Genomic DNA, 18,634 nt, shown 5'->3' with positions numbered 1-18,634 from the left:
AGACCCGACCATGACGATCGACATCGGACGCAGGCACTGGACGATGGCCCTGCTGGCCTCGCTGGCCGGCCTGCCCGAGCTGGCCGGTGCGCAGCCGGAAACCCGGCCGCTGACGCTGCTCGTGCCCTATGCCGCCGGCGGCGCGGCCGACCCCGTGGTGCGCCCGCTCGCGCAACGCCTGCAGGAGGTTCTCGCGCGCACCGTGCTGGTCGACAACAGAGCCGGCGCCAACGGCCTCATCGGCACGCAGTACCTGCTGCGCCAGCCCCCCGACGGGCTGACGGTGCTGTTCCACATCACGAGCCTGATCCAGAACATCGCGCTGTCGCGCGGCAAGCCGCCCTACGACTTCGCGAAGGACATCGAGCCGCTTGTGCTGCTGGGCCGCCAGGCGGTGGTGCTGGTGGTGCCCGCGTCGAGCCCCTACCAGAATCTGGCCGAGCTCGCGCGCGCGGCCAAGGCCAACCCGGGCAACTTCTCCTTCGGCTCCTATGGCGCGGGCTCGACCTCGCACATCTACGGCGAGCAGCTGCGCGCGGCCTGGAACATCGAGATGCCGCACGTGGCCTTCCGCGGCACCAGCCCGCTGCTGCAGGACATGCTGGGCGGACGCGTGCCGATGGCCTTCGTCTCGGCCGCCACCGCGATCGAGCGCCCGGGCGCCAAGGGACTGCGCTCGATCGCGGTGGCGCACAGCAAGCGGCTGACCGCGCTGCCGCAGGTGCCGACGCTGCACGAGCTCGGCTATGCAGGCTTCGACTACACGGGTTGGTGGGGCCTGTTCCTGCGCGCGGGCACGCCGGCGCCGGTGGCCGAGCGCCTGCGCAACGCGATCCGCGCCATCCTGCAGGAGCCAGACATGGTCGGCCGGCTGCAGCTGGCCGGCCTCGAGCCCAGCAGCGAGACGCCCGAGCAGATCACCGCCGCGATGCAGAACGAGTACCGCCACTGGGAGGCGCTGAGCCGGCGCTTCAACATCACGGCCGATTGACGGCGCCGCGCGTGCGGGCGGCGCGACAATGCGAAGCGCATGCCCGCGCCTTCCCGCACCAGTCCGCACCCGCCCGCTTCATGACCGCCGCCCCCGGCCCCTCGCCGAGCGCCACGCCGCCGCCGATCGCCGGCTGGTTCGTGCAGCTGTTCCTGCGCAGCGCGGCCCTGCCGCCGGCGCAGGCCGAGGCGGTACTGCGCCGTTCGGGCATCGATCCGCGGCAGCTGGATGCGCGCGGGTTGCGCGTCAGCGAACAGGCCTTCACGCGCTTCCTGATCCTGCTGGCGCGGCGCGCGCGCGACGAGGCCTGGGGCATCGCCTCGCGGCCGATACCGCCGGGCACCTTCCACACCCTGTGCCGGCTGATCGTCAATTGCCGCACGCTCGGCGAGGCGCTGGTCGTCATCGGCCGCTTCTATGCGCTGGTGGTCGACGACTTCTCGATCAAGATCCGCCGCGAAGGCGGCGAGGCCATCGTCTGGCTCAAGCCGCTGCGCGCGCTCTCACCCGAGCGGCATGTGGCGCTGCATGGGGCGACCATCTTCCTGCTCTACCAGTTCATGTGCTGGCTGGTCGACCGCCGCATTCCGCTGACCGCGGTGGAGTTCTCGTATCCGCGCCGGCCGGCCAGCGCCGAGACGCTGCGCACCTACGACACGCGCGAGATCCGCTTCGAGCAGCCGTTCACCGCGCTGCGGCTCGAATGCCACCTGGCCTCGCTGCCGATCATCGGCGGCGAGGAGCGCCTGAGCCGCTTCCTCTCGGAAGCGCCGCGCATGCTCATCACCCGCTACTACGACCAGAGCCGCGTCAGCGACCGCGTGAAGTCCATCCTGCGCGCGCAGGTGGGCACGCCGATGAGCCTGGACGACGTGGCGGCCCGCCTCCACATGACGCCGGTGACCCTGCGACGGCATCTGGTCGACGAGGGCTGCGGCTTCTCCGAACTGCGCGACGACGTGCGCCGCCGCGCGGCGCTCGACATGGTGCGCCAGGGCCATGTGAAGCTCGAGACCATCGCGCTGCGGCTGGGCTTCGCCGAGTACAGCACCTTCCATCGGGCCTTTCGGCGCTGGACCGGCACGGGGCCGACCGAGTACCGGGCCAACCCGCCGGCCTCCTGATTCAGGGTCCTGGCCGCGCCCAGTCCGCCAGCCAGTGCGCATCGGCCACCACCGATGTCGCGGGGCGCGGCAGCGAAGGTGAATGGCTGAAGCGCGGCGCCGGCGCGGGCTGCAGTTCGCCTTCGAGTTCGACGAAGGTGCCGCGCGCCACGAGGTGCGGATCGCGCGTGCTCGCGCCGAGGCTGTGGACGGGCGCGATGCAGGCATCGCCGCCTTCGAACAACGCCTCCCAGTGCGCGCGTGGCTCGCGCGCGAACAGCGCCTCGAGCGCGCGCGCCTGCTCGGGCCAGCGATCGCGATCGTGCTGCGCGAACGCCTTGGCATCCAGGCCCAGGCGCGCGAGAAATTCGGCATGGAACTGCGGCTCGATCGCGCCCACCGCCAGGTGCAGCCCGTCGGCGCAACGGTAGCTGCGGTAGTACGGCGCGGCGCCATCGAGCACGTTGGCCTGCCGCTCGTCGCGCCAGCGCGAGGCGGCGCGCAGGCCATGGATCAGCGACAGCAGCGACACCGTGCCGTCGCAGATCGCGGCATCGACCACCTGGCCGCGCCCGCTGCGCGCCGCCTCGTGCAGGGCCGCGAGCACGCCCACGGCCAGGTAGAGCGCGCCGCCGCCATAGTCGCCGACGAGGTTCAGCGGCACGCTGGGCGCCTCGACGGGACCGATGGGATGCAGCGCGCCGGCGACCGCGAGGTAGTCGATGTCATGGCCTGCCTGGTGGCTGCGCGGGCCGTCCTGTCCCCAGCCGGTCATGCGGCCGAACACCAGCGCGGGCCGCAGCGCGAACAGCTCGGCGGGGCCGAGCCCCAGCCTTTCCATCACGCCGGGACGAAAGCCCTCGATCGCCACGTCGGCATGGCGCAGCAGTTCGCGCGCGGTCGCGAGTCCTTCCGCCGCGCGCAGGTCGAGCGCGAGGCGTTCGCGGCCACGCATCGTCGCGCCGCGCTCCATCTGCGCCGCGCCAGGCCGCTCGATGCGCGCGACCCGCGCGCCCATGTCGGCGAGCAGCATCGCGGTGAAGGAGACCGGGCCCAGGCCCGCGAACTCCACGACCCGCAGGCCGCGCAAGGGGCCGGCGGGCGATGGTGGCGTGTTCTTCGACGTGTCGTGCATCGCCGCATGGTGCCGTCGCGCTTGCACGGCCGCGATGACCGCCGCGCTCGTTCCCCATGACCCCCTGCGCGCCGCGCCATGCGGGTTGCGCGCGGCGGTCATGGCGCGGGCCGGACCGGCCTTTCATCATGGCGCTAACCAAAGGAGCCGAACATGAAAGCATGGGTGAGTCATCGCCCCGGGGGACCGGAGACGCTGGTGTGGCAGGAGCTGCCCGATCCGGTGCCCGCCGAGGGCGAGGTGCTCGTGAAGATCGCCGCGGTGGGCGTCAACTATCCCGACGGCCTGTTGATCCGCGACCTCTACCAGGTCAGGCCCGAGCGGCCCTTCGTTCCGGGCAGCGAGTTCTGCGGCGTGGTGGAGCAGGCCGGCCCGGGCGTGTCGGGCCTGCGCGAGGGCGACCTCGTCATCGGCCGCTGCGGCTGGGGCGCCATGGCCGATCGCATCGCGGTGGCGGAGCAGCGATGCGTGCGCGTGCCGGCCGACACGCCGCGCACGCAGGCGGCCGCCTTCATGTTCGCCTATGCCACCGCCTACCACGCACTGTGCGATGCCGCCCAGCTGCGTGCGCAACAGACGGTGCTGGTGCTCGGCGCCGCGGGCGGCGTGGGATCGGCCGCGGTCGAGGTCGCGCATGCGCTCGGCGCGCGCGTGGTGGCCGCCGTGTCCTCGCCGTCCAAGCTGGCCTTCGCGATGGCGCGTGGCGCTTCGTGCGGGCTGGTCTACGAGCAGCAGGTCGAAGGCCGGGAGGCGCAGCAGGCGCTCGCGCGCCGCCTCAAGGAGGCGGTGGGCGGCGACGGCTGCGACGTGGTGTTCGATCCGGTCGGTGGCGGCTACACCGAACCCTCCTTGCGCAGCCTGCGCCGCGGCGGCCGCCACCTGGTGGTGGGCTTCACCGCCGGCATCCCGAGCGTGCCGCTCAACCTGGCGCTGCTCAAGAGCCGCCACATCGTCGGCGTGGACTGGCGCAGCTTCGTGCAGCAGGACCCGAAGCTCAACGACCGCAACGTGCACTCGCTGCTCGCGATGTGGCGCGAGGGCCTGCTGCAGCCCGAAGTGACCGAGACCTTCGCGCTGGCCGACGCGCCCGCGGCCATCGCGCGGCTCGATGCGCGCGGCGCGCTCGGCAAGATCGTCGTGGTCGCGTGAAGGCGACGGCCGCCCGGGCCGCCTCCTTCCCTTTCAGTTGAGTTAGCCCGACAGGATCTCGCGCGCCATCACGATCTTCATGATCTCGGTCGAGCCTTCCATCTGCTTGCACATGCGCAGCAGGTTGTGGAAGTCGAAGAAAGGATAGTCCTCGATCGCGAGGCCGCGCCCGCCCAGCACCTGCATCGAGCGGTCGATCACGCGCAGCCCCGCGTCCACGCAATAGGCCTTCACCATGGCCGCCTGCAGCCGCGAGGCCGAGTAGCCGCCGCGCGCCACCATCCAGGCCGCGTAGTAGGTGTTGAGGCGGATCGATTCGATGTCGTACTGGTTGTCGGTCAGCATCCACTGGATCGCCTGGTTGTCGCCGAGCGCCTTGCCGAACACCCTGCGCTCGCGCGCGTACTCGACCGCCAGTTCCTGGCTGCGCTCGGCCATGCCGAGCGCGGTGCCGCCCAGGCGCAGGCGGAAGCGGTTGAACTGGTGCTGCGCGATCGAGAAGCCCTCGCCCTCCGCGCCCAGCAGGTTCTCGGCCGGCACGATCACGTTCTCGAGCCGCACCTCCTGCTCCGTGCCCCATTGCCGCGCGATCACCGGGATATCGCGCGACTTCGTGAAGCCCGGCGTGTCGTTGTCGACCAGGAACACGCTGATGCCCTTGGGCCCCTTGCTCGGATCGGTGACCGCCGCGACCGCCGTGTACGACGCGAAGTGATGGCCGGTGCGCCACATCTTCGTGCCGTTGAGCACCCAGTGGTCGCTCTTTCGCACCGCCGTCGTGCGGATGCCCGCGAGGTCCGAGCCGGCCTCGGGTTCGGTGAAGCACATCGACCAGCCGGTCTTGCCCTCGAGCACCGGATAGAGGTACTTCTCGCGGATCTTCTCGGGTGCCTGGTAGAGCACCGGCCACGGCGCGAACGGCCCGCCGGGCATGCGTCGCGGCGACTTCGAGAACTCGGCCAGCACGATCACGTCCTCCATCGGCCCCAGGCCCTGCCCGCCGAATTCCTTCGGCACGATCAGCTTGGCCAGGCCGTACTCCGCCAGCTTGGCCTTCAGGTGGGCGTTGAGTTCCGGGCTGTAGTCGCAGTTGGCGACCGGCCATTCGCGGTAGTGCGGCAGGACGACCGTCCCGATGAAGCTGCGCGCGCGCTGCTGAAGATCGCGTTGCGCGGGGTTGAGTTCGAAATCCATGGTGTGCCTCTCGTGTTCGGACATGCGCCCGATGGCATGTCAACGCAATGGATTGGATCGGCGCGGGCGTGTGGCTTCCATGGCACCGTCGTTCAAACTGCATGACATTGCCGCCCGGTCCGTGGCGAATCGCAGTGTGTCGCGTACGCGGCGCGGATACACGGGCATACGAAGGCCGCGCCATGGCGCGCGGAGGCGCCGAAGAATCGCGGCGCCCCCACTTCAAGGACGCCTTCGATGAAAACCTTCCGCATGGAAATCGCCGCCGTGACGCTCGCGCTCGGCGCCTGCGCGTTCGCAGCCGTGTCGCTCGCCGCGGACGGCAAGCCCGCCGTGCCCGCCACGTCCGCCGCCTCGCCGATCTATGGCGTGACGATCCCCAAGGGCTACCGCGAATGGCAGCTGATCGCGCCCGCGCTGGAGTCCGAGCCGCTCAACGAACTGCGCGTGGTGCTCGGCAACAAGACCGCCGTCGATGCCTACAAGAAGGGCACGCTGCCTTTCCCCGACGGCACAGTGCTGACCAAGCTCGCGTGGAAGCACGTGCAGTCGCCGGATTTCGAGCCCGCGCTGGTGCCGGGCATGGCGACCACGGTGCAGGTGATGGTCAAGGACTCGAAGAAGTACGCCGCCACCGGCGGCTGGGGCTTCGGCCGCTTCGTCGACGGCAAGCCGGTGGACATCGCGCAGCACCAGACCTGCTTTGCCTGCCATGCGGCGCGGGTGAAGGACAGGGACTATGTGTTCACGCGGCTGGCGCCTTGAGGGGGAATCTCCTGACGGGAAAGACATGCGGACTGCCCCGGCCGAGCGAAAAGAAGCGGCACGAACGATCGCGTGGTTCGCTACGAGCGTGGAGTCCGGCCACTCGGCCCGCGTCTGGAAATGCACTCAGCGCACACGCGGCAACTGCGCGCGAGCGCGCGCGCCATCTCGCTCGACCCTTCGGACCGCCGGACCCTGCAGGACTGGGCCGCCGAGACCGGCACCAGCGAGCGCACCCTGACCCGGCTGTGCACGGCGCAGACCGGTCTGAGCTTCGGCCGCTGGCGGCGCCAGCTGCACATGATCGTCGCGCTTCGCGAACTGTCGGGCGGCGCGACCGTGCAGCAGGTGGCCTATGGCCTGGGCTACGAGTCGCCGTCCGCCTTCATCACGATGTTCAAGAAAGCCTTCGGCAAGCCGCCGGCCACCTACATCGCCGAACGCTTCAAAGTGGGCGCGTGAGCATCCGCTGCGTCGAGCAACGCACGCTCGCTACATCGTCGCCCCCTGAAAAGCCTCGACCAGGAAGTCGACCATCACCCGCACCTTGGCGCTGAGATGGCGACGGCTGGCGTAGATCGCCAGGATGTCGATGGGGGGCATGTGATAGCCCGGCATGACCTCGACGAGCCGGCCGGCCCGCACGTCCTCGCCGAGCACGAAGCTCGGCTGCCAGATGACACCGGCGCCGGCGAGGGCCGCGGCACGGGCGGTCTGACCGTTGTTCGCGCGCAGGGCCCAGCGCACGCGAACCGATTCCAGCGTTCCGCCGGGCCCGGCGAACTGCCACTCGTCCGAGGTCGCGCCATAGGTGTAGCCCAGGCACGGGTGCCGTGACAGGTCCACGGGAACCTCGGGCATGCCGTGCCTCGCCAGGTAGTCGGGCGAGGCGCACACGAGGTTCTGCGAGCGGCCCAGGTGGCGCGCGATGTGATTGCCCGAGGTGGTCCGCGAGATGCGGATGGCGAGGTCGTAGCCCTCCTCGACGATGTCGACCACGCGGTCGATGAGCGCGATGTCGAGTTCGACATCGGGGTACTTCGCCATGAACTTCGGCCACAGCGGTGCCAGCACGAGGCTGCCGAAGCTCAGCGGCGCGTTGAGGCGCAGGCGGCCTCGCGGCTGGAGCGACGCGGTGGTCGCGAGCGCCTCGGTCTCGGCCACCTCCTCGAGGATCGACTTCGCCCGGTCGAACAGGGCTTCGCCGCCCTCGGTGAGCGACAGGCGGCGCGAGGTGCGGTTGATCAGCCGCGTGCGCAGGTGGGCTTCGAGTTCGTTGACGTAGCGCGTCACGTTGGCCGGGGAGGTGTCGAGCGCGTCGGCCGCCTTGACGAAGCTGCCGCGCGCGACCACGGTCACGAACACCTCGTACGCACGCAATCGGTCCATGGCCCTGGGCTCCAATCATTCATGAAAGCTGAATGAGTAAACCACTTTTGGGGCCTTTCTGGAAGTGAAGCTGAATCATAAATTCGCTTCACCCCAAAACACAGACCGAAAGGCCTAGACATGAACACCACCCATCCCGCCCCCACCCGCCGCGCGCTGATCGCCGGCGCCGCCGCATTCGGCGCCGCGCTGAGCTTCGGCTCCGTGGCGCACGCCGCGCCCGCAGTCGACGCGGTGCCGGGCTTTCGCGCAGGCAGCGCCGAGGTGAACGGCACCCGCATCGACTACCGCATCGGCGGCACCGGGCCGGCCATCGTGCTGCTGCACGGCTACGCCGAGACCGGCCACATGTGGAACCCGCTGATGCCGCTGCTGGCGAAGACGCACACCGTGGTCGTGCCCGACCTGCGCGGTGCGGGCAATTCGTCGAAGCCCGAGACCGGCTACGGCAAGAAGAACATGGCCGTCGACATCCACGAGCTCGTCAAGTCGCTCGGCATCCGCAACGTGAGCATCGTCGGCCACGACATCGGCCTGATGGTGGCCTATGCCTATGCCGCGCAGTTCCCGTCGGAGACCGACAAGGTGGTGCTCATGGACGCCTTCCTGCCCGGCATCGGCGCCTGGCAGAACGTCTGGCTGCTGCGCGACCTCTGGCATTTCCATTTCCACGGCGCGACGCCGCTGGCGCTGGTGCACGGACGAGAGCGCATCTACTTCGAGCATTTCTGGAACGACTTCGCGGCCGACCCCAAGCGCTCGGTGCCCGAGGCCGATCGCCGCTTCTATGCCAAGGCCTACGCGCAGCCCGGCGGCATGCGCGCTGGCTTCGAGTACTTCAAGGCCTTCGAGCAGGACGCGGCCGAGTTCGCCGAACTGGGCAAGACGCCGCTGCCGATGCCGATGCTGGTTCTCTCCGGGGAAAAGGCCGGTGGCACTTTCCTGATCGACCAGGGCAAGATGGTCGCGACCCACGTGCAGGGCGTGATCGTCAAGGGGTCCGGCCACTGGCTGATGGAAGAGGCGCCCGAGCAGGTCATTCCCGCGCTGGTCAATTTTTTGGGCTGACGCCCGTCTGGTCATCGACACAAGGAGCATCGACATGGATCTACAACTGAAGGGCAAGCTGGCCCTGGTCAGCGGCAGCACCGCCGGCATCGGCTACGCGATCGCGCACACGCTGGCCCGCGAGGGCGCCAGCGTCATCGTCAACGGCCGATCGCAGGCATCGGTCGACGAGGCCGTGGAGCGCATCCGCTCGGAGACGCAGGGCACGGTGGTCGGCTACGCCGGGGACCTCAGCCAGGCCGACGCCGCCGAGGAGGTCGTGCGCCGCCACCCCGGCATCGGCATCCTCGTCAACAACCTCGGCATCTTCGAGGCCAAGGCCTTCGAGGACATCCCCGACGCGGATTGGCTGCGCTTCTTCGACGTCAACGTGCTGAGCGGCGTGCGGCTCGCGCGCCTGGTGCTGCCGGAGATGAAGCGGGCGAACTGGGGTCGGATCATCTTCATCTCGAGCGAAAGCGCGGTGCAGATACCGACCGAGATGGTCCACTACGGCATGACGAAGACAGCGCAGATCGCGGTGTCGCGCGGGCTCGCGGAATCGATGGCGGGCACGAACATCACGGTGAACAGCGTGCTTCCGGGCCCGACGAAATCGCGTGGCGTCGGCGACTTCGTCGAGGGCATGGCGCGATCGAGCAGCAAGAGCTTCGAGCAGGTCGAGGCGGAGTTCTTCGAGCAGATCCGCCCGACCTCGCTGATCAAGCGCTTCGCCACGCCGCAGGAAGTCGCTTCGCTCGTGGCCTATGTGGCGAGCCCGCTCGCGTCGGCGACGACGGGTGCTGCGCTGCGCGTGGATGGTGGCGTGGTCAAGAGCGCCTTCTGACGACCTCGCGGTGAATGCCCGGGAGCCGCCCCGCGGAAACACTACCGCCCTCGCGGTTTATGGGCATATACCCATAATTGCGCATGACCTCCGCCCATCACCACCACGGCATGTGCTGCAGCACCGCGCTGCGCAAGGCCACGCGCCGCGTCACGCAGCTCTATGACGAAGCGCTGGCACCCGTGGGGCTGCGCTCCACCCAGTACTCGATCCTGATGGAGTTGAGCCGGCGCGCCAGCGAGGCGCCCAGCCTCCAGGTGCTGGCGGATGCGCTGGTGATGGACCGCTCCGCCCTGGGCCACACCTTGCGCCCACTGGAACGCGATGGCTTGCTGGCACTGCAGCATGGCGAGTCGGACCGCCGCCAGCGGCAGGTCGTGCTGACCCGCAAGGGGCAGGCGCTCGTCGCCCGCGCGCAGCCGCTGTGGCAGCGCGCGCAGGACCGCTTCTGCGAGGTGTTCGGCGAAGCGGAAGCGGCGATATTGCGCACCACCTTGCTCGATATTGCCGCGGACGAGCGGCTGAGCTCGCGGGCGTCCTGATTTCCGGGTTTGCATTCACCTCGTTCTTCATTGGCCTAAATATGGGCATATGCCCTCAAATCCATGAACACCCTTCCTCCATCCCCTGCCGCCGCGCAGGATTCGCGTCGACAGCGAGCCGTCCTGCTGGTGGCCTCCATGGTGTGCTCGCTGGTGATGCTCGACACCAACGTGGTGGCGGTCGCCCTGCCCACCATCGCGCACAGGCTCGATGCCGAGTTCGCGGACATGCAATGGGTGATCACCGCGTACATGCTGCCCTTCGCGGCCCTGCTCATGGCCGCGGGCTCGCTGTGCGACCGGTATGGCCGGCGACGCATCATGGTGATCGGGCAGGTGCTCTTCGCCGGCGCTTCGCTGTTCTGCGGCACGGCGCCGGCAGCCTGGGTGCTCAACGTGTCGAGGGCCTTCCAGGGCATCGGCGCGGCCCTGCTGCTGACGGCGGCGCTGGCGGTGATCAATCACAGCTTCCAGGGACCGGCGCGCGCACGGGCCTATGCGTTCTGGGGCGCCTGCCTCGGCATCGCCATCACCTGCGGGCCCATCCTCGGCGGCGTGATCTCGAGCACCATCGGCTGGCACTGGGTGTTTCTCATCAACCTGCCCATCGGCGTGGTGCTGATCGCCGCCACGCTGCGCGTGGTGGAGGAATCGCGCGACAAGGAGGCCGTGCGGCTGGACTATAGGGGCGTCGCCACCTTCAGCGGTGCGCTGTTCCTGCTGACCTGGGCAGCCATCGACGGCAACGCGCTGGGCTGGTCCTCGCCCGCGGTGCTGTGGCGACTGATCGGCGGCGTGCTGCTGCTCGAGGCCTTTGTCGTGATCGAGGGCCTGCAGTCGCGGCCCATGGTCGACTTCAGGTTGCTGCGCTCGCCGGCCTTCGTCGGCAGCGCTTTCGCCATGGTGGGCTATGCGGCGGGGGCGCAGGTCATGCTGTTCTACCTGCCGCTGTATCTGCAGAACGCCTACGGACTGTCGCCCGCCAGCGCCGGCCTCTCGATGCTGCCGTTCGCGCTGCCCATGTTCCTGGTGCCGCGCATCGCCGCTTACTACACGGCCGGGTGGACGCCGCGCGCCTTGCTGTGCCTGGGCCTGGGATTGAGCGGCGCGGCGAATGCGGCCATGGCGCTGCTGGCCACCGGCGGCTCGGCTTACCTTGCCTTCGCCTGTGCGATGGCGCTCGCCGGCACCGGCGCGGGCCTGCTCAACGGCGAAACGGCCAAGGCCATGCAGGGCGCGATCCCGCCGCAGCGCGCGGGCATGGCCTCGGGGCTGGCAGGTACCACGCGCTTCAGCGGCCTGCTGGCGGGCGTAGCCGGATTGGGCGCGGTGCTGGTGGCGGTGGCCAGCGCGGACTTCCAGCGCGCGGCGGCGCAGTGGCCGTTGGCGCCCGCGCTGGCGCGGGATGTGGCGAAGCGCTTCAGCGCGGGCGATGTGGCAGGGGCGCTGCATGAGTTGCAGACCCTGCCCGCTGGCGCGGCGGACGCTGCCGCCACTGCGTTGCGATATGCATTCAGCAACGGATTCGCGGCGGCCGCCTGGTCCGCCGCCGGCGTGGCCGTGGTCGCGCTGGCGCTGACACGGCTGCTGATGCCCGGCCGCGATGCCCATGCGGTGAACGGCCCGCAGGAGGCGCACTTGGTCGCGCCAAGCGAGTGATCGTCCATCCACGAAGGAGAAATTCCATGCGCTATCGTCTTCTCGGCCGCAAGTCCGGCCTCCGGGTTTCCGAATTCGCACTCGGTGTCGCCCTGTTCGGCACGGGCTGGGGCTACGGCTCCGAGCATGCCGAGGCGCACCAGGTCCTCGACCGCTACCTCGAGGCCGGCGGCAACTTTTTCGACACCGCCGACGGCTACCAGTTCGGCCAGTCCGAATCCATGCTGGGCGAGTTCATCGCGCCGATCCGCGACGACATCGTGGTGGCGACGAAGTACAGCGGCGGCGCCTCGAAGGAGCCGACGCTGGCGAAGACCGGCAACAGCCGCAAGAACCTCGTCTACTCCGTCGAACAGAGCCTGCAGCGGCTCAAGACCGACCGTATCGACCTGCTGTGGGTCCATCACTCCGACAACGTCACGCCCGCGGAAGAAATTCTCCGGGGGCTCGATGACCTCGTGCGCGCGGGGAAGATCCTTTATGCAGGCTTCTCGAACTTTCCGGCCTGGCGCATCGCGCGCGCGGATTTGCTGTCGGAATTGCGTGGCTGGTCGCCGCTTGTGGGCGTGCAGTTCGAATACAGCCTGATCGAACGCAGCGCCGACAGGGAGCTGATGCCGATGGCCGAAGCGCTGGGCCTGGCGGTCGTCGTGTGGTCGCCTCTGGGAGGCGGCCTGCTCACGGGCAAGTACCGCAACGGGGAACAGGGCCGGCTCCAGGGCATGGGCCGGGTCATCCGAACCGAGAAGACCGAGCGCGACGCGGCCGTCGTGGATGCCGTGATCGAAGCGGGCGCGCAGCTCGGGCGATCGCCGGCTGAAGTCGCGCTGGCATGGCTCGGCAGCAAGGCGCGGAACTCCACCACGTCGATCATTCCGATCATCGGACCGCGGACGGTAGAGCAGCTCGACAACAACCTTCTGGCGCTCGATCTGAAGCTGCCGCGGGACCTGGTGAACCAGCTCGATCAGGTCAGCCAGATCGCTCCAGGTGTGCCGTTCGAGGTCAATGCGGAGACGCTTCCGCGGATGCTGGGCGGACGTCCTCAGTTGGTGGATCTGCCTCCGATCAAGGCGGTCTGATTGAATTGCCAATTAAAAAAGCGCATCGTTTTGGACAATGCGCTTTTTGTTTTTTGCTTCTGCTTTGCTTTTGCTTGCGCAAAGAAAAAAGCCCCAACCGATTGGTTGGGGCTTTTTTGGCTGTAATAGCCTGACGATGACCTACTTTCACACGGGAACCCGCACTATCATCGGCGCTGAGTCGTTTCACTGTCCTGTTCGGGATGGGAAGGAGTGGTACCAACTCGCTATGGTCATCAGGCATAAAGGGTTGCTGGGCTGATCGAGTGATCAACCTGGCGAATTCATAGAGTTTTGAATCAGCACGCGCGGAGGCGTTATTTGAATGTATTTTGAATGCGTCAACTTGGCATAACACCTTGATCTTCTTGATCAAAGTTATAGGGTCAAGCCGCACGAGCAATTAGTATCAGTTAGCTTAACGCATTACTGCGCTTCCACACCTGACCTATCAACGTCCTGGTCTTGAACGACTCTTCAGGGGGCTCGAGGCCCCGGCAGATCTCATCTTGAAACGAGTTTCCCGCTTAGATGCTTTCAGCGGTTATCTCTTCCACACTTAGCTACTCGGCAATGCCACTGGCGTGACAACCGATACACCAGAGGTGTGTCCACTCCGGTCCTCTCGTACTAGGAGCAGGCTTCCTCAAATCTGCAGCGCCCACGGAAGATAGGGACCAAACTGTCTCACGACGTTTTAAACCCAGCTCACGTACCTCTTTAAATGGCGAACAGCCATACCCTTGGGACCGGCTACAGCCCCAGGATGAGATGAGCCGACATCGAGGTGCCAAACACCGCCGTCGATATGAACTCTTGGGCGGTATCAGCCTGTTATCCCCAGAGTACCTTTTATCCGTTGAGCGATGGCCCTTCCATACAGAACCACCGGATCACTATGTCCTGCTTTCGCATCTGCTCGACTTGTCAGTCTCGCAGTTAAGCACGCTTATGCCATTGCACTATCGTCACGATGTCCGACCGTAACTAGCGTACCTTCGAACTCCTCCGTTACGCTTTGGGAGGAGACCGCCCCAGTCAAACTGCCTACCATGCACTGTCCCCGATCCAGATAATGGACCTAGGTTAGAACCTCAAACACACCAGGGTGGTATTTCAACGTTGGCTCCACAAGATCTAGCGACCCTGCTTCAAAGCCTCCCACCTATCCTACACAGATCTGTTCAAAGTCCAATACAAAGCTACAGTAAAGGTTCATGGGGTCTTTCCGTCTTTCCGCGGGGAGATTGCATCATCACAAACATTTCAACTTCGCTGAGTCTCAGGAGGAGACAGTGTGGCCATCGTTACGCCATTCGTGCAGGTCGGAACTTACCCGACAAGGAATTTCGCTACCTTAGGACCGTTATAGTTACGGCCGCCGTTTACTGGGACTTCAATCAAGAGCTTGCACCCCATCATTTAATCTTCCAGCACCGGGCAGGCGTCACACCCTATACGTCCACTTTCGTGTTTGCAGAGTGCTGTGTTTTTAATAAACAGTCGCAGCCACCGATTTTTTGCAACCCATTCATGCTCCGTTGTTCACTTCACACTAATAGGGCACACCTTCTTCCGAAGTTACGGTGTCAATTTGCCGAGTTCCTTCTCCTGAGTTCTCTCAAGCGCCTTAGAATACTCATCTCGCGCACCAGTGTCGGTTTGCGGTACGGTCGTATACAGCTGAAGCTTAGTGGCTTTTCCTGGAACCTCGTTCAGTCACTTCGCGAGCAAGCTCGCTCGATCGTTGGCCTCGGTATATGTGCACCGGATTTGCCTAATGCACGCCTACATCCAACTAAACCGGGATATCCAACACCCGGATGACCTATTAAGATCCGTCCCCACATCGCACTGTATATCGGTACAGGAATATTGACCTGTTTCCCATCAGCTACGCATCTCTGCCTCGCCTTAGGGGCCGACTCACTCTACGCCGATGAACGTTGCGTAGAAAACCTTGCGCTTACGGCGAGGGGGCTTTTCACCCCCTTTAACGCTACTCATGTCAGCATTCGCACTTCTGATACCTCCAGCACGCTTTACAACGCACCTTCACAGGCTTACAGAACGCTCTCCTACCACTTGCAATAAATTGCAAATCCGCAGCTTCGGTAACTGGCTTAGCCCCGTTACATCTTCCGCGCAGGACGACTCGATCAGTGAGCTATTACGCTTTCTTTAAATGATGGCTGCTTCTAAGCCAACATCCTGACTGTTTTAGCCTTCCCACTTCGTTTCCCACTTAGCCAATTTTAGGGACCTTAGCTGGCGGTCTGGGTTGTTTCCCTCTTGAGTCCGGACGTTAGCACCCGGTGCTCTGTCTCCCAAGCTGTACTCTTCGGTATTCGGAGTTTGCCTTGGTTTGGTAAGTCGCCATGACCCCCTAGCCAAAACAGTGCTCTACCCCCGAAGGTAATACTTGAGGCACTACCTAAATAGTTTTCGGAGAGAACCAGCTATTTCCAAGTTTGTTTAGCCTTTCACCCCTATCCACAGCTCATCCGCTAGTTTTGCAACACTAGTCGGTTCGGACCTCCAGTACCTGTTACGGCACCTTCATCCTGGCCATGGATAGATCACTTGGTTTCGGGTCTACACCCAGCGACTGATCGCCCTATTCGGACTCGATTTCTCTACGGCTTCCCTATTCGGTTAACCTTGCCACTGAATGTAAGTCGCTGACCCATTATACAAAAGGTACGCAGTCACCCTTGCGGGCTCCTACTTTTTGTAAGCACGCGGTTTCAGGATCTATTTCACTCCCCTCCCGGGGTTCTTTTCGCCTTTCCCTCACGGTACTAGTTCACTATCGGTCGATGATGAGTATTTAGCCTTGGAGGATGGTCCCCCCATATTCAGACAGGATTACACGTGTCCCGCCCTACTTTTCGCTAGCTCAGTACCACACAAGTCTTTTAACGTACGGGGCTGTCACCCACTATGGCCGGCCTTTCCAAGCCGTTCTGATAAGTCTTGTGCTATCACTAGCAGGCTCTTCCGATTTCGCTCGCCACTACTTTCGGAATCTCGGTTGATGTCTTTTCCTCGAGCTACTGAGATGTTTCAGTTCACCCGGTTCGCCTCGCATGACTATGTATTCATCATGCGATACCTTTCGGTGGGTTTCCCCATTCGGAAATCTCCGGATCAAAGCTAATTTGCCAGCTCCCCGAAGCTTATCGCAGGCTATCACGTCCTTCGTCGCCTATCATCGCCAAGGCATCCACCACGTGCTCTTATTCACTTGACCCTATAACTTTGACGTTTCTTCACAGAAACCAAAGTCAATCAAGGAATCGCCAGGTCTTTCACCTGGCGCGTTATGCCGTCTTCATAAATCGATTTCTCGAAATTGAAGTTCATATTGACGCAATCAAAAATTCAAGTTGCTGACGGCACGGTGAGCCATGAAGCTCTTTCCGTCAGCAACGCTGATTCAACTCTATGAATTTTTAAAGAACAGCCGATTGATCAGGAGATCCCGATCAACAACAAAGAAGCCTCATGCTTTCGCAGGAAGCCGCTTTGGTGTTGAAACGTTCCGAGGGGAACCGATGATTGGTTGTGGTGGAGGATGACGGGATCGAACCGACGACCCCCTGCTTGCAAAGCAGGTGCTCTCCCAGCTGAGCTAATCCCCCAAATCCCTCAGTTTTCTCTCACACGAGGTATCAGAAGATTTGGTGGGTCTAGTTGGGCTCGAACCAACGACCCCCGCCTTATCAAGACGGTGCTCTAACCAGCTGAGCTACAGACCCATTCGCCAATTGCCTTCAAAACCGAAGACAACCGACTTCTTCCAACAACCGATAAGTGTGGGCGTTTAAATTAAATTGCTTGTTTCCAGAAAGGAGGTGATCCAGCCGCACCTTCCGATACGGCTACCTTGTTACGACTTCACCCCAGTCACGAACCCTGCCGTGGTAATCGCCCTCCTTGCGGTTAAGCTAACTACTTCTGGCAGAACCCGCTCCCATGGTGTGACGGGCGGTGTGTACAAGACCCGGGAACGTATTCACCGTGACATTCTGATCCACGATTACTAGCGATTCCGACTTCACGCAGTCGAGTTGCAGACTGCGATCCGGACTACGACTGGTTTTATGGGATTAGCTCCCCCTCGCGGGTTGGCAACCCTTTGTACCAGCCATTGTATGACGTGTGTAGCCCCACCTATAAGGGCCATGAGGACTTGACGTCATCCCCACCTTCCTCCGGTTTGTCACCGGCAGTCTCATTAGAGTGCCCAACTGAATGTAGCAACTAATGACAAGGGTTGCGCTCGTTGCGGGACTTAACCCAACATCTCACGACACGAGCTGACGACAGCCATGCAGCACCTGTGTTACGGTTCTCTTTCGAGCACTAAGCCATCTCTGGCGAATTCCGTACATGTCAAAGGTGGGTAAGGTTTTTCGCGTTGCATCGAATTAAACCACATCATCCACCGCTTGTGCGGGTCCCCGTCAATTCCTTTGAGTTTCAACCTTGCGGCCGTACTCCCCAGGCGGTCAACTTCACGCGTTAGCTTCGTTACTGAGAAAGTGAATTCCCAACAACCAGTTGACATCGTTTAGGGCGTGGACTACCAGGGTATCTAATCCTGTTTGCTCCCCACGCTTTCGTGCATGAGCGTCAGTACAGGCCCAGGGGATTGCCTTCGCCATCGGTGTTCCTCCGCATATCTACGCATTTCACTGCTACACGCGGAATTCCATCCCCCTCTGCCGTACTCCAGCAATGCAGTCACAGATGCAGTTCCCAGGTTGAGCCCGGGGATTTCACAACTGTCTTACATTACCGCCTGCGCACGCTTTACGCCCAGTAATTCCGATTAACGCTTGCACCCTACGTATTACCGCGGCTGCTGGCACGTAGTTAGCCGGTGCTTATTCTTACGGTACCGTCATTAGCCCTCTTTATTAGAAAAGGCCGTTTCGTTCCGTACAAAAGCAGTTTACAACCCGAAGGCCTTCATCCTGCACGCGGCATGGCTGGATCAGGCTTGCGCCCATTGTCCAAAATTCCCCACTGCTGCCTCCCGTAGGAGTCTGGGCCGTGTCTCAGTCCCAGTGTGGCTGGTCGTCCTCTCAGACCAGCTACAGATCGAAGGCTTGGTGAGCCTTTACCTCACCAACTACCTAATCTGCCATCGGCCGCTCCATTCGCGCAAGGTCTTGCGATCCCCTGCTTTCATCCGTAGATCGTATGCGGTATTAGCACAGCTTTCGCTGCGTTATCCCCCACGATTGGGCACGTTCCGATGTATTACTCACCCGTTCGCCACTCGCCGCCAGGATTGCTCCCGCGCTGCCGTTCGACTTGCATGTGTAAGGCATGCCGCCAGCGTTCAATCTGAGCCAGGATCAAACTCTATAGTTCGATCTTGATTTGCGCCTGATCTCGCGACCAGGCAAAACTCATAAAAAAAGAAATTGAAGTGAACTTCACTTCTATTCTCATGAGCGTTTTAAGTCTTGCGACTTGTTCCGAAGAACTTACGCAATTACCTTCAAACGCCCACGCTTATCGGCTGTAATTTTTTAACGATCACCGAAGCAACTTATCGCCTGCTTCGTCTTGCTCGCTGCGATCAGCGAAGCCTTGTAGTCTAACACGGTTTTTAAAGAACCGTCAAAACTTTTTTCATCCTCTTCACCATCCAACCCCGCAGCAACAACTTTCGTCATCACCGCCGAAGCCAGTCAGCGAAGCCCTCGATTATGCA

At 63.7% G+C, this 18,634-nt stretch carries 13 protein-coding genes, 2 tRNA genes and 3 rRNA genes; 10 read left to right on the top strand and 8 right to left on the bottom strand.

Annotated elements, in window-relative coordinates; translation table 11 throughout:
- Window positions 1-10: 10 nt before the first annotated feature.
- Entirely contained in the window at window positions 11-991 is a 981-nt protein-coding gene (locus ACEN9J_RS31275) for a Bug family tripartite tricarboxylate transporter substrate binding protein (RefSeq protein WP_413765209.1), read from the top strand.
- 80 nt (window positions 992-1,071) lie between these two features.
- Complete coding sequence (locus ACEN9J_RS31270) at window positions 1,072-2,115, top strand: AraC family transcriptional regulator (RefSeq protein ID WP_057595090.1); 1,044 nt, start codon at window positions 1,072-1,074, stop codon at window positions 2,113-2,115.
- Window position 2,116: 1 nt separating this feature from the next.
- Here ACEN9J_RS31270 and ACEN9J_RS31265 read toward each other — a convergent pair whose 3' ends face one another.
- Window positions 2,117-3,229, bottom strand: a complete 1,113-nt coding sequence (locus ACEN9J_RS31265; RefSeq protein ID WP_413765208.1) for a CaiB/BaiF CoA transferase family protein — start codon at window positions 3,227-3,229, stop codon at window positions 2,117-2,119.
- Between the two features lie 153 nt (window positions 3,230-3,382).
- Here ACEN9J_RS31265 and ACEN9J_RS31260 point away from each other — a divergent pair, with 153 nt between their 5' ends.
- Entirely contained in the window at window positions 3,383-4,378 is a 996-nt protein-coding gene (locus tag ACEN9J_RS31260) for an NADPH:quinone oxidoreductase family protein (RefSeq protein ID WP_057595092.1), read from the top strand.
- A 42-nt stretch (window positions 4,379-4,420) separates the two neighbouring features.
- Here the strand turns inward: ACEN9J_RS31260 and ACEN9J_RS31255 are convergent, their stop codons facing one another.
- Window positions 4,421-5,572: an acyl-CoA dehydrogenase family protein gene (locus tag ACEN9J_RS31255; RefSeq protein ID WP_057598463.1), complete on the bottom strand. Its 1,152-nt coding sequence runs from the start codon at window positions 5,570-5,572 to the stop codon at window positions 4,421-4,423.
- 237 nt (window positions 5,573-5,809) lie between these two features.
- On the opposite strand from ACEN9J_RS31255, the gene ACEN9J_RS31250 reads away from it, so the two are divergent.
- The gene (locus tag ACEN9J_RS31250; RefSeq protein ID WP_261217640.1) at window positions 5,810-6,337 is read left to right on the top strand and encodes a cytochrome P460 family protein; all 528 of its coding nucleotides are present in this window, start codon (window positions 5,810-5,812) and stop codon (window positions 6,335-6,337) included.
- Window positions 6,338-6,457: 120 nt separating this feature from the next.
- Window positions 6,458-6,799, top strand: coding sequence for a helix-turn-helix domain-containing protein (locus ACEN9J_RS31245; protein ID WP_261217642.1), 342 nt, complete (start codon window positions 6,458-6,460; stop codon window positions 6,797-6,799).
- 30 nt (window positions 6,800-6,829) lie between these two features.
- On the opposite strand, the gene ACEN9J_RS31240 is transcribed toward ACEN9J_RS31245, so the two are convergent.
- On the bottom strand, window positions 6,830-7,726 hold the full coding sequence (locus tag ACEN9J_RS31240) for a LysR family transcriptional regulator (RefSeq protein WP_261217643.1): 897 nt from the start codon (window positions 7,724-7,726) through the stop codon (window positions 6,830-6,832).
- 120 nt (window positions 7,727-7,846) lie between these two features.
- Here ACEN9J_RS31240 and ACEN9J_RS31235 point away from each other — a divergent pair, with 120 nt between their 5' ends.
- From ACEN9J_RS31235 to ACEN9J_RS31215, 5 genes are all read left to right on the top strand, one after another.
- Window positions 7,847-8,794 carry an alpha/beta fold hydrolase gene (locus ACEN9J_RS31235; protein ID WP_261217645.1) on the top strand — a complete coding sequence of 316 codons (948 nt, stop codon included), beginning with the start codon at window positions 7,847-7,849 and terminating at the stop codon, window positions 8,792-8,794.
- A gap of 34 nt (window positions 8,795-8,828) precedes the next feature.
- On the top strand, window positions 8,829-9,620 hold the full coding sequence (locus tag ACEN9J_RS31230; RefSeq protein WP_261217646.1) for an SDR family NAD(P)-dependent oxidoreductase: 792 nt from the start codon (window positions 8,829-8,831) through the stop codon (window positions 9,618-9,620).
- A gap of 83 nt (window positions 9,621-9,703) precedes the next feature.
- Window positions 9,704-10,162, top strand: a complete 459-nt coding sequence (locus ACEN9J_RS31225; RefSeq protein WP_261217647.1) for a MarR family winged helix-turn-helix transcriptional regulator — start codon at window positions 9,704-9,706, stop codon at window positions 10,160-10,162.
- Window positions 10,163-10,225: 63 nt separating this feature from the next.
- The gene (locus tag ACEN9J_RS31220; protein WP_261217648.1) at window positions 10,226-11,821 is read left to right on the top strand and encodes an MFS transporter; all 1,596 of its coding nucleotides are present in this window, start codon (window positions 10,226-10,228) and stop codon (window positions 11,819-11,821) included.
- Between the two features lie 26 nt (window positions 11,822-11,847).
- Window positions 11,848-12,903: an aldo/keto reductase gene (locus tag ACEN9J_RS31215; RefSeq protein ID WP_261217649.1), complete on the top strand. Its 1,056-nt coding sequence runs from the start codon at window positions 11,848-11,850 to the stop codon at window positions 12,901-12,903.
- 128 nt (window positions 12,904-13,031) lie between these two features.
- Here the strand turns inward: ACEN9J_RS31215 and rrf are convergent.
- The 5 genes from rrf to ACEN9J_RS31190 form a co-directional block, all read right to left on the bottom strand.
- A 5S ribosomal RNA gene (rrf, locus tag ACEN9J_RS31210) occupies window positions 13,032-13,144 on the bottom strand.
- A gap of 141 nt (window positions 13,145-13,285) precedes the next feature.
- Window positions 13,286-16,156 (bottom strand): 23S ribosomal RNA (locus ACEN9J_RS31205).
- Between the two features lie 315 nt (window positions 16,157-16,471).
- Window positions 16,472-16,547 (bottom strand) — tRNA-Ala (locus tag ACEN9J_RS31200).
- 40 nt (window positions 16,548-16,587) lie between these two features.
- A tRNA-Ile gene (locus ACEN9J_RS31195) sits at window positions 16,588-16,664 on the bottom strand.
- Window positions 16,665-16,753: 89 nt separating this feature from the next.
- A 16S ribosomal RNA gene (locus ACEN9J_RS31190) occupies window positions 16,754-18,288 on the bottom strand.
- Together the 16S, 23S and 5S rRNA genes with 2 tRNA genes alongside form the textbook arrangement of a ribosomal RNA operon.
- Window positions 18,289-18,634 lie beyond the last annotated feature (346 nt).

This window comes from Variovorax sp. Varisp41, from assembly GCF_047325085.1.
Taxonomy (GTDB): domain Bacteria; phylum Pseudomonadota; class Gammaproteobacteria; order Burkholderiales; family Burkholderiaceae_C; genus Variovorax.
The sequence above is the reverse complement of the archived record's forward strand: the minus strand, read 5'-3'. Positions and strand labels throughout refer to the sequence as shown.